23 protein-coding genes are annotated in these 22,721 nt (G+C 38.5%); 11 read left to right on the plus strand and 12 right to left on the minus strand.

The window, feature by feature from the left end; all coding sequences use genetic code 11:
- Window positions 1–40: 40 nt before the first annotated feature.
- Window positions 41–202: a hypothetical protein gene (locus tag ACH3O9_RS07265; RefSeq protein ID WP_416445769.1), complete on the plus strand. Its 162-nt coding sequence runs from the start codon at window positions 41–43 to the stop codon at window positions 200–202.
- A gap of 15 nt (window positions 203–217) precedes the next feature.
- Here ACH3O9_RS07265 and ACH3O9_RS07270 read toward each other — a convergent pair whose 3' ends face one another.
- Genes ACH3O9_RS07270 through ACH3O9_RS07280 form a run of 3 tightly spaced genes read right to left on the minus strand, consistent with a single transcriptional unit; the run spans window position 218 to window position 3,831 of the window.
- A complete protein-coding gene (locus ACH3O9_RS07270; RefSeq protein WP_416445771.1) occupies window positions 218–661 on the minus strand; it encodes a DUF4231 domain-containing protein in 444 nt (147 codons plus the stop codon).
- Window positions 658–2,613: a tetratricopeptide repeat protein gene (locus ACH3O9_RS07275; protein WP_416445773.1), complete on the minus strand. Its 1,956-nt coding sequence runs from the start codon at window positions 2,611–2,613 to the stop codon at window positions 658–660. Before ACH3O9_RS07275 ends, ACH3O9_RS07270 begins: the two co-directional genes overlap by 4 nt.
- A gap of 48 nt (window positions 2,614–2,661) precedes the next feature.
- The gene (locus tag ACH3O9_RS07280; protein ID WP_416445775.1) at window positions 2,662–3,831 is read right to left on the minus strand and encodes a patatin-like phospholipase family protein; all 1,170 of its coding nucleotides are present in this window, start codon (window positions 3,829–3,831) and stop codon (window positions 2,662–2,664) included.
- A 538-nt stretch (window positions 3,832–4,369) separates the two neighbouring features.
- On the opposite strand from ACH3O9_RS07280, the gene ACH3O9_RS07285 reads away from it, so the two are divergent.
- Entirely contained in the window at window positions 4,370–4,561 is a 192-nt protein-coding gene (locus ACH3O9_RS07285; protein ID WP_416445777.1) for a hypothetical protein, read from the plus strand.
- On the opposite strand, the gene ACH3O9_RS07290 is transcribed toward ACH3O9_RS07285, so the two are convergent.
- Window positions 4,542–5,132 carry a riboflavin synthase gene (locus ACH3O9_RS07290; protein WP_416445779.1) on the minus strand — a complete coding sequence of 197 codons (591 nt, stop codon included), beginning with the start codon at window positions 5,130–5,132 and terminating at the stop codon, window positions 4,542–4,544. The genes ACH3O9_RS07285 and ACH3O9_RS07290 overlap by 20 nt on opposite strands.
- A gap of 65 nt (window positions 5,133–5,197) precedes the next feature.
- On the opposite strand from ACH3O9_RS07290, the gene pdxA reads away from it, so the two are divergent.
- The 7 genes from pdxA to ACH3O9_RS07325 all read left to right on the plus strand — a co-directional run bounded on the left by pdxA (window position 5,198) and on the right by ACH3O9_RS07325 (window position 11,446).
- Complete coding sequence (gene pdxA / locus ACH3O9_RS07295; RefSeq protein ID WP_416445781.1) at window positions 5,198–6,262, plus strand: 4-hydroxythreonine-4-phosphate dehydrogenase PdxA; 1,065 nt, start codon at window positions 5,198–5,200, stop codon at window positions 6,260–6,262.
- A gap of 110 nt (window positions 6,263–6,372) precedes the next feature.
- Window positions 6,373–6,912, plus strand: coding sequence for a YceD family protein (locus ACH3O9_RS07300; protein ID WP_416445783.1), 540 nt, complete (start codon window positions 6,373–6,375; stop codon window positions 6,910–6,912).
- A gap of 9 nt (window positions 6,913–6,921) precedes the next feature.
- Window positions 6,922–7,122 carry a 50S ribosomal protein L32 gene (rpmF, locus tag ACH3O9_RS07305; protein WP_416445785.1) on the plus strand — a complete coding sequence of 67 codons (201 nt, stop codon included), beginning with the start codon at window positions 6,922–6,924 and terminating at the stop codon, window positions 7,120–7,122.
- Window positions 7,123–7,283: 161 nt separating this feature from the next.
- A complete protein-coding gene (locus tag ACH3O9_RS07310) occupies window positions 7,284–8,279 on the plus strand; it encodes a beta-ketoacyl-ACP synthase III (protein ID WP_416445787.1) in 996 nt (331 codons plus the stop codon).
- A gap of 27 nt (window positions 8,280–8,306) precedes the next feature.
- Window positions 8,307–8,801 carry an acetyl-CoA carboxylase biotin carboxyl carrier protein gene (accB, locus tag ACH3O9_RS07315; RefSeq protein ID WP_416445789.1) on the plus strand — a complete coding sequence of 165 codons (495 nt, stop codon included), beginning with the start codon at window positions 8,307–8,309 and terminating at the stop codon, window positions 8,799–8,801.
- 87 nt (window positions 8,802–8,888) lie between these two features.
- On the plus strand, window positions 8,889–10,241 hold the full coding sequence (gene accC, locus ACH3O9_RS07320; RefSeq protein WP_416445791.1) for an acetyl-CoA carboxylase biotin carboxylase subunit: 1,353 nt from the start codon (window positions 8,889–8,891) through the stop codon (window positions 10,239–10,241).
- Between the two features lie 86 nt (window positions 10,242–10,327).
- Window positions 10,328–11,446 carry an NAD(P)/FAD-dependent oxidoreductase gene (locus ACH3O9_RS07325; protein WP_416445793.1) on the plus strand — a complete coding sequence of 373 codons (1,119 nt, stop codon included), beginning with the start codon at window positions 10,328–10,330 and terminating at the stop codon, window positions 11,444–11,446.
- On the opposite strand, the gene ACH3O9_RS07330 is transcribed toward ACH3O9_RS07325, so the two are convergent.
- The 6 genes from ACH3O9_RS07330 to ACH3O9_RS07355 form a co-directional block, all read right to left on the minus strand.
- Window positions 11,429–12,379 (minus strand): ABC transporter ATP-binding protein, encoded by a 951-nt coding sequence (locus ACH3O9_RS07330; RefSeq protein ID WP_416445795.1) that lies wholly within the window; start codon window positions 12,377–12,379, stop codon window positions 11,429–11,431. The genes ACH3O9_RS07325 and ACH3O9_RS07330 overlap by 18 nt on opposite strands.
- A gap of 158 nt (window positions 12,380–12,537) precedes the next feature.
- Window positions 12,538–14,703, minus strand: coding sequence for a prolyl oligopeptidase family serine peptidase (locus ACH3O9_RS07335; RefSeq protein ID WP_416445797.1), 2,166 nt, complete (start codon window positions 14,701–14,703; stop codon window positions 12,538–12,540).
- A gap of 96 nt (window positions 14,704–14,799) precedes the next feature.
- Entirely contained in the window at window positions 14,800–15,789 is a 990-nt protein-coding gene (locus ACH3O9_RS07340) for an aspartate-semialdehyde dehydrogenase (RefSeq protein WP_416445799.1), read from the minus strand.
- Window positions 15,790–16,086: 297 nt separating this feature from the next.
- Window positions 16,087–16,509 carry a large conductance mechanosensitive channel protein MscL gene (mscL, locus tag ACH3O9_RS07345; RefSeq protein WP_416445801.1) on the minus strand — a complete coding sequence of 141 codons (423 nt, stop codon included), beginning with the start codon at window positions 16,507–16,509 and terminating at the stop codon, window positions 16,087–16,089.
- Window positions 16,510–16,589: 80 nt separating this feature from the next.
- Complete coding sequence (gene alr, locus ACH3O9_RS07350; protein ID WP_416445803.1) at window positions 16,590–17,687, minus strand: alanine racemase; 1,098 nt, start codon at window positions 17,685–17,687, stop codon at window positions 16,590–16,592.
- A complete protein-coding gene (locus ACH3O9_RS07355) occupies window positions 17,688–18,329 on the minus strand; it encodes a thymidine kinase (protein WP_416445805.1) in 642 nt (213 codons plus the stop codon).
- Between the two features lie 100 nt (window positions 18,330–18,429).
- On the opposite strand from ACH3O9_RS07355, the gene ACH3O9_RS07360 reads away from it, so the two are divergent.
- Both ACH3O9_RS07360 and rsmI read left to right on the plus strand, forming a co-directional pair.
- On the plus strand, window positions 18,430–19,278 hold the full coding sequence (locus ACH3O9_RS07360; protein ID WP_416445807.1) for a hypothetical protein: 849 nt from the start codon (window positions 18,430–18,432) through the stop codon (window positions 19,276–19,278).
- Between the two features lie 28 nt (window positions 19,279–19,306).
- Window positions 19,307–19,978 (plus strand): 16S rRNA (cytidine(1402)-2'-O)-methyltransferase, encoded by a 672-nt coding sequence (gene rsmI, locus ACH3O9_RS07365; RefSeq protein WP_416445809.1) that lies wholly within the window; start codon window positions 19,307–19,309, stop codon window positions 19,976–19,978.
- Between the two features lie 2 nt (window positions 19,979–19,980).
- On the opposite strand, the gene ACH3O9_RS07370 is transcribed toward rsmI, so the two are convergent.
- Together ACH3O9_RS07370 and ACH3O9_RS07375 are read right to left on the minus strand one after the other, a co-directional pair.
- Window positions 19,981–21,321: a Gfo/Idh/MocA family protein gene (locus ACH3O9_RS07370; protein WP_416445811.1), complete on the minus strand. Its 1,341-nt coding sequence runs from the start codon at window positions 21,319–21,321 to the stop codon at window positions 19,981–19,983.
- Window positions 21,322–21,330: 9 nt separating this feature from the next.
- Window positions 21,331–22,704 carry a 3-keto-disaccharide hydrolase gene (locus ACH3O9_RS07375; protein ID WP_416445813.1) on the minus strand — a complete coding sequence of 458 codons (1,374 nt, stop codon included), beginning with the start codon at window positions 22,702–22,704 and terminating at the stop codon, window positions 21,331–21,333.
- Window positions 22,705–22,721 lie beyond the last annotated feature (17 nt).

Genomic DNA, 22,721 nt, shown 5'->3' on the forward strand with positions numbered 1-22,721 from the left:
AAGTAAAATGCATTAACTGCTTTATTTACAGCAAGAAAGAATGCGTTATTTTATCTTTTTTTTAAAAATAGAATTAAAAAAATCAGATTTATTTAAAAAAAATATAAAAGCATCTTATTTAACGATTTCTCTTAAAATTGGAGAATTTGATCAAATTGAAAGAGAAATCGCCTTAAAACGTCTAAAAATCGACCTAAAATGACAAAAAACGGAAAGATCACTCTGCTTTAGGAATGTCTTCTTTAACCAGATTATTCCAGTCTGTATTTTCTGTATTTAGAATATCTTCTACACGCTTTACAAGAAGGTTGAAAGCTCCGGGTTTATTATACGGCTCTGTAGAAGTTTCGAAGAAGAACTTTTCACGTTTCAGCTTTTCTGCAGTGTTCCTGTAATTGAGCCACTTTTCGTGAAAATGCATAAGCGAAGAAATCCCTGTTAAAATGGCAACAATCGCCCCCAGACAGCCCAAAATAATTCGGTTATAAGAAACAAGAAAATCACTCACATTTTCGATACCGGCAATAAGCGGAATAAGAACAGAACAGATAATTATAAAACCTTTTATCCTGTAATTGTAATTCTTGTTTGCAGCGCTTTTCTTGCTAAACCATTTTAGCTGATCATCAATACGGGTGGTGATATATTTTTGCTCGCTCATGGTGCTAAAATATCAATGATTACACATTTTGCGCCTCTTTTTTGCACTTCTTTAATCATGTGATTTGTGCCGCCGGGACCATCGCCATCTTTTTTATTCCATAAAGCCAGAAAAGTCAGGTTGTAATCGCCTTGTGATAGTGCAGAGTTTAAAATCCACCTGTTGTTGCGCTCCCAAATTGTATAGTTCTCTTGTGCCTTTAACCATTGCGGAAGTTCTTTAGTTTCGGAAAGAACCTGCGCGGGAAGTTTGTTATATAATTTATTAAAACGCTCGACCCACTGCGGGCCCGCAAATTGTACCGAGGCAACGATGAATTTTTCGCGCGGAAGCGCTAAGTAAATTTCGGTTTTAATGCCTAGTTCCATACAAACCTCATGAAAGAGAATATCACCGCCGCACGCGCCACCGGCAATGCCTTTTACTTTTAGATCCTGAGCTTCTAGAATTGATTGTACCTGCTTTTTTATTTTTAAGCGGACTTCATCTTCTTTATCAGGTGGAAACCTGGGAACTTGCCTGTCTGGCTTGTCGATCATGTGACCTGAAAAAAGAATAATGTATTCTTTTTCCTGTTCTTCTCGTTCTACAGTATTCTCAAAAACCCGAAGGGCAGCATCAACATTATCTGTCAAAATATTTAGTTTTTTATAGATCAAAAGCTGGCGTTTTGCAGAGTTTAGATTGAGATCTTTGCTAAGCTGCATCGCCATTCTGTACATGTTCTCAATCTTCTTAGGGTTGTTATTGATCAAAAAAGTTAAGTCTGCCTCAGTAATATTTACCCATGCATTTACTTTATGATCTCTCAACAACGCCTTTTTTTCTGCATTTATCGCTGCCTGAATTATGATTGATAAGTTATTAAATTGTTTGTTATGTTTTTTGAGTTCAAAATCTGCTTCTTCATCAGAGTCGAATAAAGAAGACCATTGTCCCGGGCGGGCTTCGGCAAGAGAAATGATTATTTTAAGTAAGCCCAGCGCATTAATGCCACTATAAAAATGATTAAGATCTTCGTTAAAACCACTCAAATAATCATTGTAAGCGTTACGTAAAAACTGCGATGTAAGCGCATCACCTAATATTGTCTCAATGCTGGAGTTGATCCAGGTTTTAATCCAGGAAGCTTTGTTGTTTCTAGCGCGCAGGGAATAGATTTCTGCCCTCTTTTCACGGGAAAAAGCCGTAATACGATCCATCAGAAAATCTATTGCTAAGCGCGATTTTGCAAAAAGCTCTGCGCCCAGAACAGGATTATCAAGAATTTCTTTTTCGCCTAAGCGTTCATAAATTGTTGCCAGCCGGTCATGAGCATCAATATCATTAGGCTTTAAATTTCTTATTTTCTCCCAGGTTTCACGTGCGTCTTTAAAAGCGGCAAGATTGTATTGTATTTCTCCCAGAAGGCGCAATGCTGGAATTTCCCAGGCAAAATAATTTACTTCGCTGGCAAGTAGAGCTAATCTTCCTATTTGTTTGCTGCTTTTTGCAACCTCTGCTTCTTCACTAAAATCGGCCGGAATTGCCAGAAAATCTTCCGGATCCTGTGGTGTTAGCTTGGGTAACATTAGGAAAACCGGGCTGTCAACTCTATTAGAATGAATGGTTTCGCGTAAGCCTTTAGTTAAAGAATCTAAAGCCAGACTGGGATTATTCTCGTCATAAGTCAGGTAACGATCTGTTTTTAGGTCGAAAGGAACCACGTCTTTGCTGCAGCGAATTAAAAAGGTTTTTTTATCCCGAAGAGAATGCCTGATACCCAACTCATAAAAGGCGTTTGCGTTGTGTATGGAAATATCTGCAATTACAAGATCACTTGTTAGCAGTAGCTGAAACATGTCCTGCCTTATGTTACCCGCTTCTACAATTGCTGCGGTGGTGTAGCCACGCACACCCGCTTTCTCCAGGGCAGGCACAATGAGTTCATCCTGAATTTTTTCAAAATTCACACCTTGTTTTATCCCGAATGGTCTGATTATGAAAGCATGCATGAATAACTACTCTATAAATGAACCAAAATGAGCCAGTTTTACCTGCTTTTGGGCCGTTTTTGACCCCACTTGGCGGAGTTTTTCAATATTCTTCACAGAATCCATCTCCCTAATATCTTCTGACGAAATATTGTTAAGTTCCAAATCGTCAAGACCTTTTCGGCTTAAGTCGGCATTGTAGCGCACGTAAAGAAAATTTTTATGCGTATCCTGCGTCAAGGGAATATCAGAGCCGTCTACTTCTTTCATTATCATATCTTCTACTTCACGGTCAATGTGTGCACCATAAATACACCTGCCCATAAGCCTGCAATTGATATCCTGATCAAGTTGCATAGTGTACATGAGATTATTGGGTAATTCTTTAAGCGTGTTGATAAGGTTACCGTAATCGCCTTCAGAAGGAGCGCTTCCTGTGCCGACTGATACAAGAAGGAGTTTTTTTTCGCCAACAGGCCAATTTAATTTATAAGCTGGGTGCGTTGCCATTTTATACATTAAAAAAGCCGGATTATTATAAGGTGTCACTCCGCCATCTACAAAAACAAATGTTTTAGAAGGATCGTTTTTATCCCACTCAAGTGTTTCTGGCGGGAAAAATGCGGGAGCCGCCGTACTTGCGCGTACAAGTTGATACAGTTTTATCTTGAGGTTGCAGTCTGGTCTGGATTTATCATTATATTTAGCCAACGGATTATTGCTCACTGGCCATGGCGAATCTGTACTGCGGTTCATAGTTACGACCAGTAGCAGCGATCTAAATTTACCATTGCTAAGATCAAGGTCTGTATCTGCGCCAAAAGTTTCTTTGAGCATATCGAGCAATGGGCCAGACTCATAAAAGGAGCGCCAGCGTTTGAGCAGAAAGGTTTTGTCAAACATATCTTTCCCCTTTTTTGTATAAAAGTCTAACAGTTGCTGTACAGACATACCAATTGATAATCCTGTGGCTATAATTGCCCCTGTGCTTGTGCCGCCTATATAGTCAAAATAATCTGCGAGTCTAAAGTCATCGTTTTTGCCCAATTCTTTTTTTAGCTCCTTTTCAAGCTTTAAAAGAATTTCTAAAGTAATAACTCCCCGTATGCCACCACCGTCTAATGCAAGAATCTTGCGTGGTTTTACGGTTTCATACCTACCAGAAAGATTGCCCCAGGTATTATTAAAATCTGCCATATCATTACTTTTAATAAGTTATGCAATTGATAGGGGCAAGAATTAATGATAGAGGCATTAAATTAATGATTATCTTTTAATTTATAGCGCTTAGCTTATCTAAATAATTAGAAATCAATATATAGAAGTGTGATTATCTAAAAAACAATCTTGTTGCCGATAGTGTCATTTTAAATGGAATTTTAGCAAAAATAGACTTTGGCAAAACTCCCGTTATGTCTTTAACGTAGGTTGAGTATGAAAATGGTTTAAGAGCGGGATTTTTTAAATTGACCAGTTATATAGTATAGTTATAAAAAATAAAATACTATATTGATATAACTAGCAAATATTCAACATGTTAAATATAAAAGGCGAAATAATATAAACCGTTGTTTAACAGCTGTTTAATTTAAAGCCAATTTAAAATGGTTGATGCAAAATCATGGTTGTGAATAAATTATTATATTTTTGCCTTTGAAAAGGCTAAAAATCCCTAACCTTTTAGTAATAAGAACAAATGGGCCCCAAACTCAATAATTTGTTTATTATCCCCTTTATGATATTGTATAGCACAGTGTCATTTGCTCAGGATGGTAAAACACCCCCCGCGCCAGGAAAAGCGCCAGGAACACCTCCTCCAGGACTGGTGTTGCCTATAGATGATAATGTCTGGGTGCTTATAGCTGCTGGTTTGATATTGGGAATTTATTTTACTAAAAAGGGAATTTCTAAGACCTCAGGCTCATAATTTTACTCACATACTTGCCTATTACATCAAACTCCAGATTTATAATATCTCCTTTTTTTATTTTTGAGAAAGTTGTGTGCTCGTATGTATAAGGTATAATCGCCACGCTAAATTTAGAAGCTCGTGAATCAACTACTGTAAGACTTACACCATTTACCGTTATTGATCCTTTTTCTATAGTTACATTATTTAAAGAAGAATCGTAAGAAAAAGTAAAGACCCAGCTTCCATTTTGCTCAACGATAGACTCACAAACAGCGGTTTGATCTACATGCCCCTGCACGATGTGCCCGTCAAGACGCGTTCCCAGTATCATTGCGCGTTCAAGATTTACAATGTCTGTATGTTTTAATTTCCCAAGATTAGATTTTATTAATGTCTCTTTTATTGCTGTCACTTTATAAGTATCATTAGCAATCTCGACAACCGTAAGGCATACGCCATTGTGCGACACACTTTGATCTATTTTTAACTCTGGAGTAAGCTTGCTTTTAATTGTAATATTTAAGTTGTCGAGTTGCTCTTCAAGCTTAATTACTTCACCAAGATCTTCTATAATACCGGTAAACATTGTTGCGTTTTATTTAAGTACTTTTGTGTTGTAAACATACAAAACATTGCAATAGACGGGTATTGATGAAAGACGAAAATATAAAAGTAGGAATCTCAATAGGAGATATTAATGGTATAGGAGGAGAAATTTTTCTCAAGACGTTTGAAGATAGCAGAATGCTTGATTTTTGTACGCCTGTGGTTTTCGCTTCTGCGAAAACAATTACCTTTTTGATCAAGCACTTTAATCTCAATATCAAGTTTCAGGGTATTAAATCTATCGATCAGGTTGTAATAGGCAAAATAAATGTCATCAATGTGTGGAATGAAAATGTGCAGGTAGAATTTGGTCAGGAAACTCAAAAAGGCGGTCAATATGCCATAAAATCGCTTAAAGCGGCGGTAGAATCGCTTAAGAATAATGAAATAGATGTTCTTGTAACAGCACCCTTAAGTAAGGCTAATATACAAGAAGAAGACTTTAAATTTCCAGGGCATACAGATTACTTGAACCAGGAGCTGGAAGGAGACAGCTTAATGTTTATGATCACAAACAGCTTAAAAGTTGGGTTGTTGACAGATCATGTTCCCGTTAAGGATATTGTTTCTCATATTACACCAGAACTTATTCAAAAGAAATTTCAAACTGTTCACGATACGCTTGTTCAGGATTTCGGGATTTCTAAACCTAAAGTTGCCTTTTTAAGTATCAATCCGCACATAGGTGATCATGGTGTAATAGGCAAAGAGGACGATGAGGTTTTGATCCCAACACTTGAGAAAATACGCGATAAAGGCCAGTTAGTTTATGGGCCATACTCGGCAGACAGTTTTTTTGGCAGTGGTAATTATAAGAATTTTGATGCGATAATAGCAGCCTACCATGATCAGGGATTAGTGCCTTTTAAAACTTTATCTTTTGGCAAAGGAGTTAATTTTACTGCAGGCCTCAGTGCTGTACGCACTTCGCCAGATCACGGCACAGCCTTTGAAATTGCAGGAAAGAACGTCGCAGACGCAAGTTCTTTTAAAGAAGCGGTTTATACAGGAATTGATATCTTTAAGAAAAGAAAAGAATATAAAAAACTAACTCGCAATGTGCTTAAAAAGCAATCTAAGAGGCAAACTTCTTCAGCGCGTTCACGTTAGAGGAAAAAGGAATTGAAATTTTTTATATAAACTAATTTTCAGCTAAATAAAAATTTATATCTTTGCACCCGCCTTTTGGGGAAAGAGTTGATTAGGAAAGGAAAAAAGGAATGAAACATTTAAAAGCGTTTACAATTCAGTTTGTTGGCTTAAAACAAGGTGAACACGATTTTGAATATCATATAGATAATAAGTTCTTTGAGCATTTTGAGTATGATGATTTTAATGAAGTCAACCTTGATTTAAAGGTTAGATTAATTAAAAAAGCCACCTTACTTGAATTCTATTTTGATGTTACGGGTACCGTAGATATAAACTGCGACCTTACTAACGAGCCGTTTGATCATCCTTTGGATGCAGATTATCAGCTAGTAGTAAAATTTGGTCAGGAGTATAATGACGATCTTGATGACATTTTAATAATTCCTTATGGTGAGTATGAGATCAATATTGCTCAATACGTTTATGAACTAATTGTTCTGGCGATGCCTAATAAGCGGGTTCACCCCGGGGTTAAAGACGGAACATTAAAATCTGAAATACTAGACAAGTTAGACGAGTTAAGTATTAAAGGTGAAGAAGAAGAAAATACAAAACACGATACCGATCCTCGTTGGGACGGATTGAAAAATTTTTTAACAGACAAATAAAATACGGTAATGGCACATCCTAAGAGAAAAATCTCAAAAACCAGAAGAGATAAGAGAAGAACACATTATAAAGCAGCTATGCCTAAAATAGGTGTTGACTCTACTACTGGTGAAGCGCACCTTTATCACCGTGCTCACTGGCATGAAGGTAAATTGTACTACAGAGGGCAAGTTGTTATGGATTCTGCTAATACAGAGGAAGTAGCCTAGTCTAAGTAATCAAGCATAATAAAACTCCCAAATACCGGGGGTTTTTTTATTTTAGCCAATTATCAAAAAAAGTTAATATTTGAGCCAAAGTGTTCAAATTTTAGTACTTTTCACCTCATTTTGAAGCGAAAATGCTCCATTTTCGCAGAAACGAAATTTATATGAGTAAAACCACGGCAGCAATTACCGCTGTAGGTGCGTATGTACCTGAATATGTGCTTACCAATCAAATTTTGGAAACCATGGTTGATACCAATGATGAATGGATAACATCCAGAACGGGTATCAAAGAACGCAGAATTCTTAAAGACGCAGATAAAGGCACGTCCTATCTTGCAATTAGGGCGGCACAAGACCTAATAAGTAAAAAAGACCTTAACCCAGAAGAAATAGACCTGGTTTTAGTTGCTTCAGCAACACCAGATTTACCCGTAGCCAGTACTGCAGCTTACGTTGCAACAGAAATAGGAGCGGTAAATGCATTTTCTTATGACCTGCAAGCAGCATGCTCAAGCTTTTTATATGGCATGTCTACGGCCTCTGCATATATAGAATCAGGGCGCTACAAAAAAATTCTACTTATAGGGGCAGATAAAATGTCTTCTATTATCGATTATACAGACCGTACTACCTGCATTATCTTTGGTGATGGTGGTGGCGCAGTCCTTTTTGAACCCAATGAAGAAGGTTTAGGCCTGCAGGATGAATATCTTAGAACAGACGGTATTGGCCGTGAGTTCCTTAAGATTTCTGCTGGCGGGTCATTACTTCCTGCAACTGCAGAAACGGTTGCTAATAAGCTACATTATGTGCGTCAGGATGGTAAAACCGTTTTTAAGTTTGCGGTTTCAAATATGGCAGACGTAAGTGAGCTTATAATGAAGCGCAATGATCTTACTAATGAAGATGTAAATTGGCTTGTAGCTCATCAGGCAAATAAGCGCATTATTGATGCCACAGCACGCAGAATGAATCTTGATGATGAAAAGGTGTTAATGAATATTCAGAGATATGGTAATACTACCTCTGCTACCTTACCTTTGTTGCTAAGTGACTTTGAAAAAAATCTCAAAAAAGGAGATAATTTAATATTTGCTGCCTTTGGAGGCGGCTTCACATGGGGTTCTATTTACCTTAAATGGGCCTACAATTCTTAGATTTTAACCTATCTAACGTTAATTATTATGGATTTAAAAGAAATTCAAAATCTTATTAAATTTGTTGCAAAATCTGGTGCCAGCGAAGTAAAACTGGAGATGGATGACATCAAGATCACCATCAAGACCGGAGGCGAAGAGCACAAAGGTGAAACTACCATTTTGCAACAAATCCCTATGGCAGCCCCAATGGCCCAACAACCTCAAACGCCTGCTGCCCCTGCCCCTACTGTATCTGCAGATGTAAATACAGGTGCTAAGAAAGAAGAGGATAATTCTAAATATATTACGATCAAGTCGCCTATCATAGGTACTTTATATCGTAAACCTGCTCCAGACAAACCCACTTTTGTAGAAGTAGGTGACAGCATAAAAGAAGGAGACGTTCTTTGTGTTATTGAAGCGATGAAACTTTTTAATGAAATAGAAAGTGAAATTTCAGGAACCGTAGTAAAAGTTCTTGTTGATGACGCGTCACCGGTAGAGTTTGATCAACCATTATTCTTGGTAGACCCATCATAACTACAGGGATAAATTCTTAACTAGATATCCCAACCCGTCTTATATCATTTATAAAATAGATTGACAGACATTACAATTTAATAAGCTATGTTTAAAAAGATACTTATAGCAAACAGGGGAGAGATTGCCCTTAGAGTAATCAGAACTTGTAAAGAAATGGGTATAAAAACTGTCGCCGTTTACTCTACTGCAGACGCAGAAAGTTTACACGTGCGTTTCGCAGATGAGGCGGTTTGCATAGGCCCCGCCCCAAGCAGCGAGTCTTACCTTAAAATGTCAAATATTATTGCAGCCGCAGAAATAACTAATGCAGATGCGATTCATCCCGGTTATGGCTTTCTATCAGAGAACGCTAAATTCTCTAAAATTTGCGAGGAGCACGAGATTAAATTCATTGGTGCTTCTGCAGATATGATCTCAAAAATGGGAGATAAGGCTACAGCCAAAGCAACCATGAGAGAAGCCGGTGTGCCATGTGTACCAGGTAGTGAAGGCATTTTGGAAAGCTATGAAGAAGCAGAAAGGATTGCCAAAGAAATAGGCTATCCCGTGATGATAAAAGCTACTGCCGGTGGTGGTGGTAAAGGTATGCGTGCTATTTGGAAAAAAGAAGAACTGCGTAAAGGCTGGGATTCTGCCCGCCAGGAAGCAAGTGCAGCTTTTGGTAATGACGGTATGTATATGGAAAAGCTTATTGAAGAGCCTCGCCATATCGAGATACAAGTTGTAGGAGACAGCACCGGTAAAGCATGTCACCTTTCAGAACGTGATTGCTCTGTACAACGGCGTCATCAAAAACTTACTGAAGAAACTCCTTCTCCTTTCATGACAGATAAGCTGCGTGAAGAGATGGGTAATGCGGCTGTACGAGCTGCAGAATATATAAAATACGAAGGTGCAGGTACGGTAGAATTCTTAGTAGATAAGCATAGAAATTTCTACTTTATGGAGATGAATACTCGTATTCAGGTTGAGCACCCAATTACAGAACAGGTTGTTGACTATGACCTGATACGTGAGCAAATTCTTGTTGCTGCGGGAGTGCCAATTTCAGGCAAGAATTATTTCCCACAGTTGCACTCTATTGAGTGCCGTATCAATGCAGAAGATCCTTACAACAACTTTAGACCCTCACCAGGCCGTATAACTAATTTACATGCCCCGGGTGGTCACGGTGTACGCATAGATACTCATGTTTACAGCGGTTATTTGATTCCGCCTAATTATGATTCTATGATTGCTAAACTGATTACTACCGCGCAAACACGTGAGGAAGCGATCAATAAAATGAAGCGAGCACTTGACGAATTTGTAATTGAGGGTGTAAAAACTACGATACCTTTTCACAGACAGTTGATGGAAGATCCTGGTTACATTTCAGGTAATTACACAACTAAGTTTATGGAAGACTTCAAAATGAAACCTGAAGTAACAGAATAACAAAAAGGCCCGAATTTAAGTTCGGGTTTTTTTATGCCATAAAATCAGCTGATTTCTGCTTATTTTTAGATGAAAATTATCCATTTATGAACCCTAATTTTTCATTCTGGGAACTACAAACCTGGTTCTCTCATGTTGATTTTACAATAGCCGGAAGCGGAATTACAGGATTGAATTGTGCACTTCAACTAAGGAAGAAATATCCACTAGCTAAAATCCTATTGCTGGAGCGCGGAAGTTTACCCACCGGGGCGAGTACAAAGAATGCGGGCTTTGCATGTTTTGGCAGTCTTTCAGAAATTATAAGCGATCTTAAATCACATACAGAAGATGAAGTCCTTGATATAATTACCATGCGCTACAATGGTCTTAATTTGCTTAGAAAGACGCTGGGCGATAAAGCTATTGACTATAATCACTGGGGCGGCTATGAGCTATTTTTTAAGCGAAATAGAGAATTGTATGAAACCTGCTTTGAGCAGATGAAATCTGTAAATAGGTTACTCAAACCTATCTTTAATGAGGATGCTTTCGCTGTAGCGGAAAATAAATTTCATTTCAAGAATATTCAACCAAAAGTGATCTTCAACACTACCGAAGGACAGATCAATACGGGAATGATGATGAATTCATTATTGAAACTTGCAAAGGCAAATAACATTCTCATTCTTAATAATCACACTGTAGAATCATTTACAGACTTAAACAACCGGGTTGAGATAAGAACGCAGCAAATTTCTTTTAAAACACGTAAATTTTTCATTGCTACCAACGGCTTGTCTTCAAAGCTTGGTCTCACCGAAGTCGAGCCTGCTCGCTCCCAGGTTTTAGTCACTAAACCAATAAAAGATTTGCACATTAAGGGTACTTTTCATCTTGATGAAGGATATCTGTATTTTAGGAATATTGATGGTAGAATCTTGTTGGGCGGAGGCCGAAATATTGACCAGAAAAACGAACAAACAGATTCTTTTGAGATTACACCAAAAATTCAGGATTATCTGGATGAGCTACTTAAGAATACAATTTTGCCTGATCTGGATTACGAAATTGATCACCGCTGGAGCGGAATAATGGGCGTAGGTGACAAGAAAAAACCAGTACTAAAAGAAATTTCTGAAAATGTGTTTTGTGGTATTCGGCTTTCTGGTATTGGCGTGGCAATAGGAAGTCTGGTAGGCAAAGAATTAGCCGATTTTGCTTAGTTTTAAGTAGATTTTTGCTCCTTTTGGGAGGTTTTTTCTGTGGTTGAAAAACACTTGTTTTCCGTGAAAATCGGCTTTAATAAGGTAAAAATCGCCTTTAAAGAATGATTTTTCGACCATTACTTCAATAGAAGTTTTTGCATCACTAACAACTAATTCATGAGGTAAAAGCAGTAATTCTTCAATTGAATCTTGCCCAATAGTTGACCCAGAAATTCTGCTAACATCGCCAAAAAAGGAAGCAATATAACCATTTTTTGGACTATTAAATATTTCCTCAGGTTTGCCCGACTGGATAAAAGTTCCGTTACGCATCACTTTAATTTCATCAGAAAACGAAAGCGCTTCTTCACTGTCATGGGTAGCAGTAATACAGGTTATATTCTGCTTTTTCAGATACTGGTAAAGATTTCGCCGTAAGGCATTGCGTCTAAAATTATCAATATGACTAAAAGGCTCATCAAGCAACAATAGTTCCGGTTCTTTTGCAATCGCTCTGGCAAGCGCGACACGCTGTTTTTGACCACCGCTTAAATATTTCACGTGTGTATCTGCTAATTCCTGCATATCTACAACCTCCAGTAACTCGTCAACACGCTCATTACGGGCTTTCATAAAATTGCGGGAAAGGAATTTCGCAATATTATCTGCCACTGAAATAAACGGCATAAGATCAAAATCCTGAGCGAGATATTTCATATACGGTTCTCCGGGAATCAGGTTAAAATCCGGACCTAAAACCTGCTTTTCTCCCCAGAAAATCTGCCCGTTTTTTAACTGAAATAAGCCATAAATGAGCTGTAAAAGGGTGCTTTTTCCGCAACCGCTTTCGCCCAATATGGAAATATGATCTCCTTGTTCTACAGTAAAATGTATATTTTCTAAAACAGGATCTTCTAAATAAGCAAAAGATTTTATGTTGACTTTAAGCATTGTTTAAATATAAAGACCAAATAAAAGACCTGCAAGATTAAACAAGAGAGACCTGCAAGGTTTATTACAGGCTAGACCTACAAGGTTTTTGAAACCTTGCAGGTCTTCGGTTTGTTTTAAAAATCCTTGTAGGTCTAGAAAAATTTTGCCGATCGCAATTATCCTTTTATTTTTTCTTGAATTTTATCTGGCAGTACAACATAACCCATGTTGTAAAGTGTAAATGAATATAGGTCTGCATACTGCTCTATAGTCTTGCTCACCGGAGTTCCTGCGCCATGACCTGCATCTGTCTCAATACGGATTAAAACCGGAGCATCACCCGCTTGCTTTTCCTGTAATTCTGCGGCAAATTTAAAACTGTGCGCAGGAACCACACGGTCATCATGATCGCCTGTGGTTACTAAAGTAGCCGGATATTTAACGCCTTCTTTCACATTGTGAACAGGAGAGTAGGACTTGATATATTCAAACATTTCTTTACTGTCTTCAGAAGTACCATAATCATAAGCCCACCCGGCACCGGCTGTAAATGTGTGATAACGCAACATATCCATAACACCAACGGCAGGAAGCGCGACTTGCATTAAATCTGGTCGCTGCGTCATGGTCGCACCTACAAGCAAACCACCGTTTGAACCACCGCGTATAGCCAGATATTCTTTTGAGGTGTATTTACTGTCAATAAGATATTCCGCGGCAGCGATAAAATCATCAAACACGTTTTGCTTCTGCATCTTCGTTCCCGCATCATGCCACTCTTTACCGTACTCACCACCCCCACGCAGGTTTGGAACCGCATAAACACCGCCCATTTCCATCCAGATTGCATTTGTAATACTAAAAGACGGAGTAAGACTAATGTTGAAACCGCCATAACCATAAAGCATAGTTGGGTTTTTACCGTTAAGCTCAAGACCTTTTTTGTAGGTAATGATCATGGGCACTTTTGTGCCGTCTTTTGAAGTGTAGAAAACCTGTTTGCTCTCGTAATTTTCAGGATCAAAATTGATGTCCGGTTTTCTAAATAATTCTGAAGTTCCGCTCTCTATGTTATATTTATAGATACTTCCCGGGGTCACATAGTTGGTAAAGGTGTAATACAGTTCTTTTTCCTCTTTTTTGGTTCCAAAACCACCCACGCTGCCTATTCCCGGTAATTCTACATCACGCACCAATTTCCCATCATAATCGTATTGTTTTATCTGCGAAACAGCATCTACCATATATTCTGCAAAAAAGAAACCACCACCGGTTGACGGACTTAAAACATGCTCTGTTTCCGGAATGAAATCAACCCAATTGTCAGGTGTGGGATTAGAAGCATCAACTGTAACGATCTTCATGTTAGGCGCATCCTTATCTGTCACGATAAATAATTTTGAGCCTACATTGTCTATCACATATGAGTTGGTGTCTGTATTATCCAGAATTGTCACAAACTTGCTATCTGGCTTCGTGAGGTCTTTGATCATCAACTTATTCCCTGATGTTGAAGTTCGTGGTCCTAAGATCAAATAATGATCATCTTCGGTCACATTACCATAGATATAGCGATGTTTTTCAGCTTCTGTTCCGCCAAAAATAAGTTCGTCGTTTTTCTGAGGCGTGCCTAGTTTGTGATAATAAACCTTATGTTGATCAGTCTTGGCTGAAAGTTGGCTGCCTTCCGGTTTATCATAGCTGGAGTAATAAAAACCGTCATTACCTTTCCATGACATCCCGCTGAACTTTATATCAACAAGCGTATCTTCTGTGATTTCTTTGGTTTCAGCATCCATAACCAGAACTTTTCTCCAGTCGCTGCCGCCTTCAGAAATGCTGTAAGAAAGGATTTTGCCATTTTTAGAGAAATCTATTCCGCCAAGGGAAACAGTTCCATCCTCAGAAAAAGTATTAGGATCTAGAAAAACCTCTGCAGTTGAAGGATCGTCGCCAGTTTTGTAGCGATAGATCACATATTGGTTCTGTAAACCGTCATTTTTAGAAAAATACGTGTAATCACCTTCTTTATTAGGAGAACCTATTTTCTCGTAATTCCAGATATCCTCCAGTCGCTTCTTTATTTCCTCCCGATATGGGATTTTATCAAGATAGCCGAAGGTAACTTTATTTTCTTCCTTGACCCAAGCTTCGGTATCAGGACTTCGGTCATCCTCAAGCCAGCGGTAAGGATCTTTAACTTCTGTGCCAAAATAATTATCTACTGTATCTACTTTTTTTGTTTCGGGGTATATTACCGCCATAGTGTGATCTTGTTTTTTGTCTTCTTGACAAGAGAATAATAAAACTGTTGCCAAGACTGAAATGAGAGGTTTTCGCATGGTATAGAAAGTGTTGGTGTATTTCAAATATACCTTAAAAAAAACCTCTTAAACATGAGGCTTAAGAGGTTTTAACATTTCGTTAAGAATAGATGATTACACCAGTTCTTTCGTCATTAGATATTCAGCAATTTGCACGGCATTTGTTGCAGCACCTTTTCGCAAATTATCTGCCACAACCCACATATTTAAAGTGTTAGGTTGAGAGTAATCGCGACGTAAACGACCTACAAAAACATCATTTTTACCTTCTGCATAGATAGGCATAGGGTATGTGTTTGTATCTGGGTTATCCTGAAGAGTCACACCATCTGCATTTTGCAATAAATTGCGAACTTCTGCAATATCAAAGTCCTCATGAAACTCTACATTTATCGCCTCACTGTGACCTCCTACAACCGGAATACGTACAGCAGTTGCCGTTACAGCAATAGTTTTATCACCCAGTATTTTTTGAGTTTCGTTTACCAGTTTCATTTCTTCCTTTGTGTATCCATTTTCGGTGAAAACATCACAGGCAGGAATGGCGTTGCGGTGAATAGGGTAAGGATATGCCATCTCACCTTTCTCACCTATATATTCATTCTCTAACTGGCGAACCGCTTTTACCCCTGTACCGGTTATAGATTGATATGTGGAAATAACCAATCTTTTAATTCTATATTTTTTGTGTAAAGGCGCTAAAGCCACAATCATCTGTATGGTTGAGCAGTTAGGGTTTGCAATGATCTTATCTGTGTCTTCCAGCTCTCCCGCGTTGATCTCAGGTACAATTAGTTTTTTAGTAGCGTCCATTCTCCAGGCTGAAGAATTATCTACGACAGTTGTACCAACTTCTGCAAATCGTGGTGCAAATTCTAATGAAGTACCACCACCGGCAGAAAAAATAGCAATATCAGGTTTGGCAGCAATCGCATCTTCCATAGAGAAGATAGTATACTGCTTATCTTTATATGTCACTGTTTTACCTACAGATCGCTCTGAAGCTACAGGAATTAATTCTGTAATTGGAAAATTGCGTTCTGCAAGAACCTTCAACATTACCTGGCCTACCATCCCGGTAGCACCTACAACGGCTACTTTCATAATAATATAATTTAACCCACTAGTGGGATTATTGACTCGAGGCGCACCCCGATTATTGTTATTAAATTAAAAATTCTTACCTCATTTTAAATGTAGAGGCATTTATTTCTTAAAAAGAAAGGCCAAAAGTACCAACTAACTGAAACATAGGTGACATTCTTCTTAAAAATATACACATTTGTACAATTTGTTATTTTTCACAAATATCTTAAAAAAGAACCACGCCTTTTGAGCGTGGTTTAGTTAATAGTAAACTGCAGTGCAGCGGTGTTTTCAGCTTTACTGAAACGTTAACTTTTATTTCTTACGCAGCTCGTCGCGAATCTCCATTAAAAGATCTTCTGTAGAAGGACCTTTTGGTGCAGGAGGAGCAGCAGCTTCTTCTTTTTTCTTTGTTTTTTCATAACCCTTAAGCAACCAGAAGATAACAAAACCTATTATAATAAAATCTATAATAGCTTGTAAAAAGTTACCGTAGGTCATAATTGCTCCTCCAGCTTCTTTAGCAGCTTCTACTGTTTCATATGCCCCACCGTCTAAAGAAAAGAAAAGGTTGTTTACATTTTGCCCTCCCAGTAAAAGGCCTATAACCGGCATGATTACGTCTGCTACTAAGGAGCCTACTATTTTATTAAACGCACCACCTACGATAACCGCAGTTGCCAGTGCTACAATATCCCCTTTCATAAGAAAGGCCTTAAAGTCTTTTAAAAATGCCATTTTCAGTTAGTTTTTAGTTATTTAAGGTTAAAATTAAAGAATAATAAGACAGGAGAATTGATATTGTAATTTTTTTATCTTTATCGAAGAATAACTCGTTTTATCCGTTGAGAAACACAAGTTAGTAGTTCGTAAGGTATAGAATTAATAGCTTTAGATAATTCAACCACAGAGGCGCCTTTGCCAAAAACGATTACCTCGTCACCCTCTTCACAGTCAATAGTAGTTACATTTACCATGAGCATATCCATACAAACATTGCCTAAAATTGGTGCTTTCTTGCCATTAATCATAACAAAACCTTTCCCTTTACCAAATGCGCGTGATATACCATCTGCGTGACCTATAGAAATTGTTGCAGACCGTTCTGACGTCGACGATTTGTGCCCCCTGTTGTAACCTACAGATTCTCCCGGCGTTATTGTATGAATTTGAGAAATAGCAGACTTTAATGTAGCCACAGGAACTAATATCGAATCTTCATCTGCAGAATTACCGTAGCCATACAAACCAATACCTGTACGCACCATATCAAATTGTGCTTCAGGATAATTTAGTATTGCAGAGGTGTTGCTTTGATGTAAAATGGGGCGATAACCTAAGCCCGTTATCATTTTATCTGCAATAGTGCTGAAAGTACTTATTTGATTGAGAGTAAAGACTTTTTCGCTAAGATCTTCACTAGCTACAAGATGTGAGAAAAGTGATTTCACATAAATAGCATCTGTAGACTTAAAAATAGAGAGCAGTTCTTCTTCATTACCAGGCTTAAAGCCAAGCCTGTTTAATCCTGTATTGAATTTTATATGTATAGGATATTGTTTCAGGTTTTGCTTTTCCACTAAGGCAATAAAAGCATTTAGGACCCGGTAACTGTATAAATTAGGTTCCAGACAATGTTCAATAATATCCTCAAAAGTGTCTGGTTGTGGGTGTAAAACCAGAATAGGAGTTTTAATACCACCTGCTCTCAATGTTATACCTTCTGAAGTATAAGCAACGGCGAAATAATCTACATTCTTTGTTTCAAGTTCGAGAGCCACAGCAACAGGATCACTGCCATAAGCATAAGCCTTAACAACAGCCAGCACTTTAGTCTGCGGCTTTAATTTAGATTTTAGATAATCAAAATTATGTCTTAACGCGTTAAGATCTATTTCAAGCACAGTTTGTGACATTTACTCGAGGGGTTGTTCAGGATCTATCTCTTCAGGATCTTTTACCTCCAGCGTTTTAAGGCGCTCACGCAGCATCGCCTTGTAATAAGCGCCTCTGCTTAAAGGTTCATATTCTTCTGTCTCACCAAGAAGAACAAGATCATCACTTGCCGCTTTGCGATAACTAAACTGAGCCAGATTTCCTGTGCGGGTGCAAACAGCATGTACCTTAGTGACATATTCTGCCGTGGCCATTAGTGCAGGCATGGGGCCAAAGGGATTGCCTTTAAAATCCATATCCAGACCGGCTACGATCACACGCACACCACGATTAGCAAGGTCATTGCAAACTTTCACAATTTCATTATCAAAAAACTGCGCTTCATCTATACCTACCACATCGCAATTATCTGCAAGAATAGGAATATTTGCAGCTGCAGGAACGGGTGTAGATCGTATTTCATTGGCATCATGAGAAACTACAAGTTCATCATCAAACCTTGTGTCTATGGCCGGTTTAAAGATCTCAACTTTTTGCTTAGCAAACTTTGCGCGCTTGAGGCGGCGTATCAACTCTTCGGTTTTTCCCGAAAACATCGAGCCACAGATTACTTCTATCCACCCAAATTGCTCTTTATGATTGACAGTATTTTCGAGAAACATTTTGTATTTTTCAAACATAAACGGCATTGGCGCCGTTTTCCTTGTAAGACAGGCAAATTTATTAAAAAGCCAGTCAATAACCGGAGTAAACAAAAAAGTTATGAAGAAGAAATTAAAATCTGAATTAGTAAGCCTGGCTCACCGGATTTTAAAACTCGATTCTGATAGCGATTACCGCGAAATGCAGGAAGAGGCAAGACGCCTTTATGAGGCTTTTACAGTTTTGGCTTTCGCCGAAAGGCAATTTGACGCGCCTAAACCCACCCTTGAACAAAAGGATATTATTGAAACTTTTGAAGAAAAGGAAGTTGAAGAAGTTGCAGAGCTTTTTGACACAGTGCAAAAAACACCTGTACAAAAACAGAAGCCTGAAACTGTAGCTGAGATTACAAAAGCAAATCAGGAACTTTTTGAAAAAGCGCGCAAAAAGGAGAAAAAATCGGCTGAAAGAGATAGTTTTTTTCGTCCTGACGGGACTGAGCATAATGAGAATGATGAGGCTCTTTATGAGCCTGTGATCGAGAAAATAAAAGACATGGTTGCTCAAATGCCATCAGAAGCAGACGATATAGACGACATGTTTCATGAAATTACAGGCAAACCTGAATATGCTAAAAATGATATGAAGGATGTGGGTGAGTTTGGTCGTATGGCTGAATTTGAAGAGAAAAAACCCATGGTTTCAGAAAAGCCAAAGTCTCTTAATGATAAGCTTACAAAAGGTATCGCAATAGGTCTTAACGATAGGATCGCATTTATAAAACAACTTTTTAACGGCAGCACTTCAGACTACAACAGAGTTTTATCGCAGCTTAACACTTTGGGCAGTAAAGCAGAGGCCTATAATTTTATTAGGGATATGGTAAAACCAGACTATAATGGCTGGGCCGGCAAGGAAGTTTATGAGGTTAGATTTCTGGAACACGTAGAAAAGAAATTTGATCACTAATTTAGCCGTTCAATTAGAAACCCTATAAATGTCAAAACTTTATTTAGTACCCACGCCTATTGGCAATCTTGACGATATGACCTTTAGGGCGGTACAGGTGCTAAAAGATGCAGATCTTATTCTTGCTGAAGATACACGTACTAGTGGTAAACTTCTTAAGCATTTTGACGTCAAGACAAACATGCATTCTCATCACATGCATAACGAGCATAAAACTGTTGATGCAATTGTAGAACGCATTAAAAATGGCGAGACCATCGCACTTATAAGTGATGCCGGCACACCTGCAATTTCAGACCCGGGATTTTTATTAACTCGTGCCTGTGTAGAAGCCGGTCTTGAAGTAGATTGCCTGCCTGGCGCAACGGCTTTTGTTCCTGCACTTGTAAATAGTGGTTTACCTAATGATAAGTTTGTTTTTGAAGGATTCCTACCTGTCAAAAAAGGAAGACAAACACGTCTTAATTTATTGGCAGAAGAAACCCGGACAATGATATTTTATGAAAGTCCGCATAAGTTGATTAAAACGCTGGGGCATTTCAAAGAATATTTTGGCGCAGAAAGACTATGCTCTGTTTCAAGAGAGATTACCAAACTTCATGAAGAAACAGTACGCGGCACCGTGGAAGACGTATTTAAACATTTTGAGAGCAAACCCCCTAAAGGCGAAATTGTTATTGTAGTAGGGGGGAAGCGATAACTTTAGACCTTAGGTTCCCATCCCGGCTCATATTCACGCCCCCAGAGCTGCATAGCATCCCGGTCGTATATATGTCCTGTTCTATCATCTATGTCAAAACCTTTCCCTACCCGATAAGCCATATTTGCGTAATGCACCATCGCCATACTTATACTTGCATCTGCAATGGGAGCATTAAGACTAGCTTTTCCGCGTATGGTATCGAAGAAATTTTTCATATGAGTGGTAGACATATCGCCCCCGCCGCCTAATGTATTGCCCGCTTCAGAAGAAGCAGATTGATTTGTTTTAATTACTTTTCCAGTTCGATCTGTTAGAATGTATTTTTCGCGATCTACAAAAACAGCACCGTCGCTTCCATAAATAGTAGTTCCTCTCCCGGCGCCATAAGTGTCATAGCCATTGCGACTTTTACCGTCCCATTTAATAATTTTATTTCCTTTAAAACGGAAGGTTGCATCCATAGTGTCATACATTTCCCAGCCATCTTGTAAGAAATGACGTTTAGCAGCTTCAACTTCAGCATGCACGGGAAAATCTACATTTAAAGCCCATCTTGACACATCCAGTTCATGAGTAGCATTGTTTCCAGTTTCTCCTGTGCCATAATTCCACCCATACCAATGCCAGTTATAATCCCAGGTTTCTTGGGTGTAATCACGTCTTGGGGCGGGTCCCTGCCACAACTCCCAATCTAATCCCTGTGGAATGGGAGCTTGTGTTTGCACAGGTACTTCGCCGCGCGAATTAGTATAAAAGGCTACAGCTTTGTATGGAGTGCCTATAATACCGTCATGAATTTCCTGTATAATTTCGGCAGTATGATCTGATGACCGTTGCTGATTTCCCATTTGTACGACCTTGTTATATTTTTGAGCCGCTTGTACTAAAATTTCATTCTCGTGCATATTATGACTACAGGGTTTCTCAACATAAACATGTTTTCCGGCTTGCATCGCCAGTATAGAACCGGGAGTATGCCAATGGTCTGGAGTTGAATTAATAAGAATATCTACCTGAGAATCATCGATCACTTTGTGAATGTCATTTTCTAATTTAGGTGTGTAATCAATATTTTCTGAAAAGTTTTTCAGCGCATTGACGCGCTGGCTTTCCATAACATCGCAGAGATACAATAAGTTTACATTATTTTCTTTTTGAGCGATAGGTTCTACATACGCTCCATATCTTCTTCCTAAACCCGCAATCGCAATATGCAGTCTGTCGTTGGCGCCCATTATGCGATTGTAGCTACTTGCCGCCATAGATGTAGCTGAATTGCTTAGGGCCAGGGCTGTTCCTCCTAAAACCGTTTTTGTAATAAAATTTCTTCTTGTGGTCATTACAGCTTTTTAAAGAGGTTTGATTTTAATGTTTTTAAACGAAACACGATTTCCGTGATCCTGCAAGAGGATATTTCCTCTTTCCAGCTCGCCAAAACCTGGCCATTTAGCATATTTACTTTCAGAAACCAGTTTGTGAAAGTCATCGCTTTTACGCTCATACTCCAGTACCTTCATCCCATTAAGCCAATGCTCAACATGATCTCCTTTAGAAATAATATATGCTGTATTCCATTCTCCTGTGGGATTTACAGGTTTTTCTGGATCTGCTTTAATGAGGTCATATAATGATGCAATAGTACGGCTCCCTTCATGGTTGCCTAGTTTAGCATCGGGATGAAATTCATCATCAAGAATTTGATATTCAAGACCTATAGAAGAACCTTCTCCTTTATTAATTTCAGTATCAACGTAGTACTTAATCCCGCTATTAGCACCTTTTGTAATTTTAAAATCAACTTTTAATTCAAAATCACCATATTGTTTAGTAGTTACAATATCACCTCCAGCCGCAGATTCTTCACCGCCGGAATCTAAAACTATAAGTTCGCCATCTTTAATCTCCCAACCACTTTCTGGAAAAGAGTCTAATTTTCCTCCACGCCAGCCATTAGTAGTTTTACCATCCCACAACATTTCCCATCCATTATTTTTTTCATCAGTTGTGAGCTGATTTTTAGTGATTATGGGCGATAAAGGAGTCTTTTGGCTGTATTTTGAAAGACTATCAGTTAAGATGTTAATATTTTTCCAAACCACTTCTGTGCCTTCTTTTTCTTCATCTCCAATCGCGTGAACCTGCAATGCGATAAAGCCTTTAGAAGTTTTGGCATCAATGAGATAAGAAGCAGGTACTCCATTGATCCAGGTTTTTATAGTGTCACCTATAGCTTCAATTCGATATTTATTCCAATCATTTTGTTTAAACGCCTTCTGCGCTTCCGGGTTATTATCAAGTGTGGTTAACCAGCCACGTCTGCCCTCATCATAGATTCCCGCGCTCCAGGCTCTTGCTGAGGGGTCTATTTCTATTTGATAACCATGAACCCTCCCATTTTGATACTGTGGGATACTATTGCTTCTGATCTGTATACCTGAATTCATTGTAGAATCTACCTTGTATTCCAGTTCTAAAATAAAGTCCCCATACATTTTATCTGTGGTTAAGAAAGAATTGGGAGTGTTGTGAACTGTAGAACCTACAATTGTACCCTCTCTTACCTCATACTTGGCTTCGCCGCCTTTTTGGGACCAGCCCGATAAATCTTTCCCGTTAAAGAATGAAACCCAGGGTGTCTCATCTTTTGGTTTTTGAGAACAGCTCGCAAGTGCGCCTACTATAATAAAAACTAAGGCGCGATTAAAAGTTTTGGTTGTTTGCATATGGTTGGATAAAATGT

The organism is Leeuwenhoekiella sp. A16 (assembly GCF_047946675.1).
In the GTDB taxonomy this organism is placed as follows: Bacteria; Bacteroidota; Bacteroidia; order Flavobacteriales; family Flavobacteriaceae; genus Leeuwenhoekiella.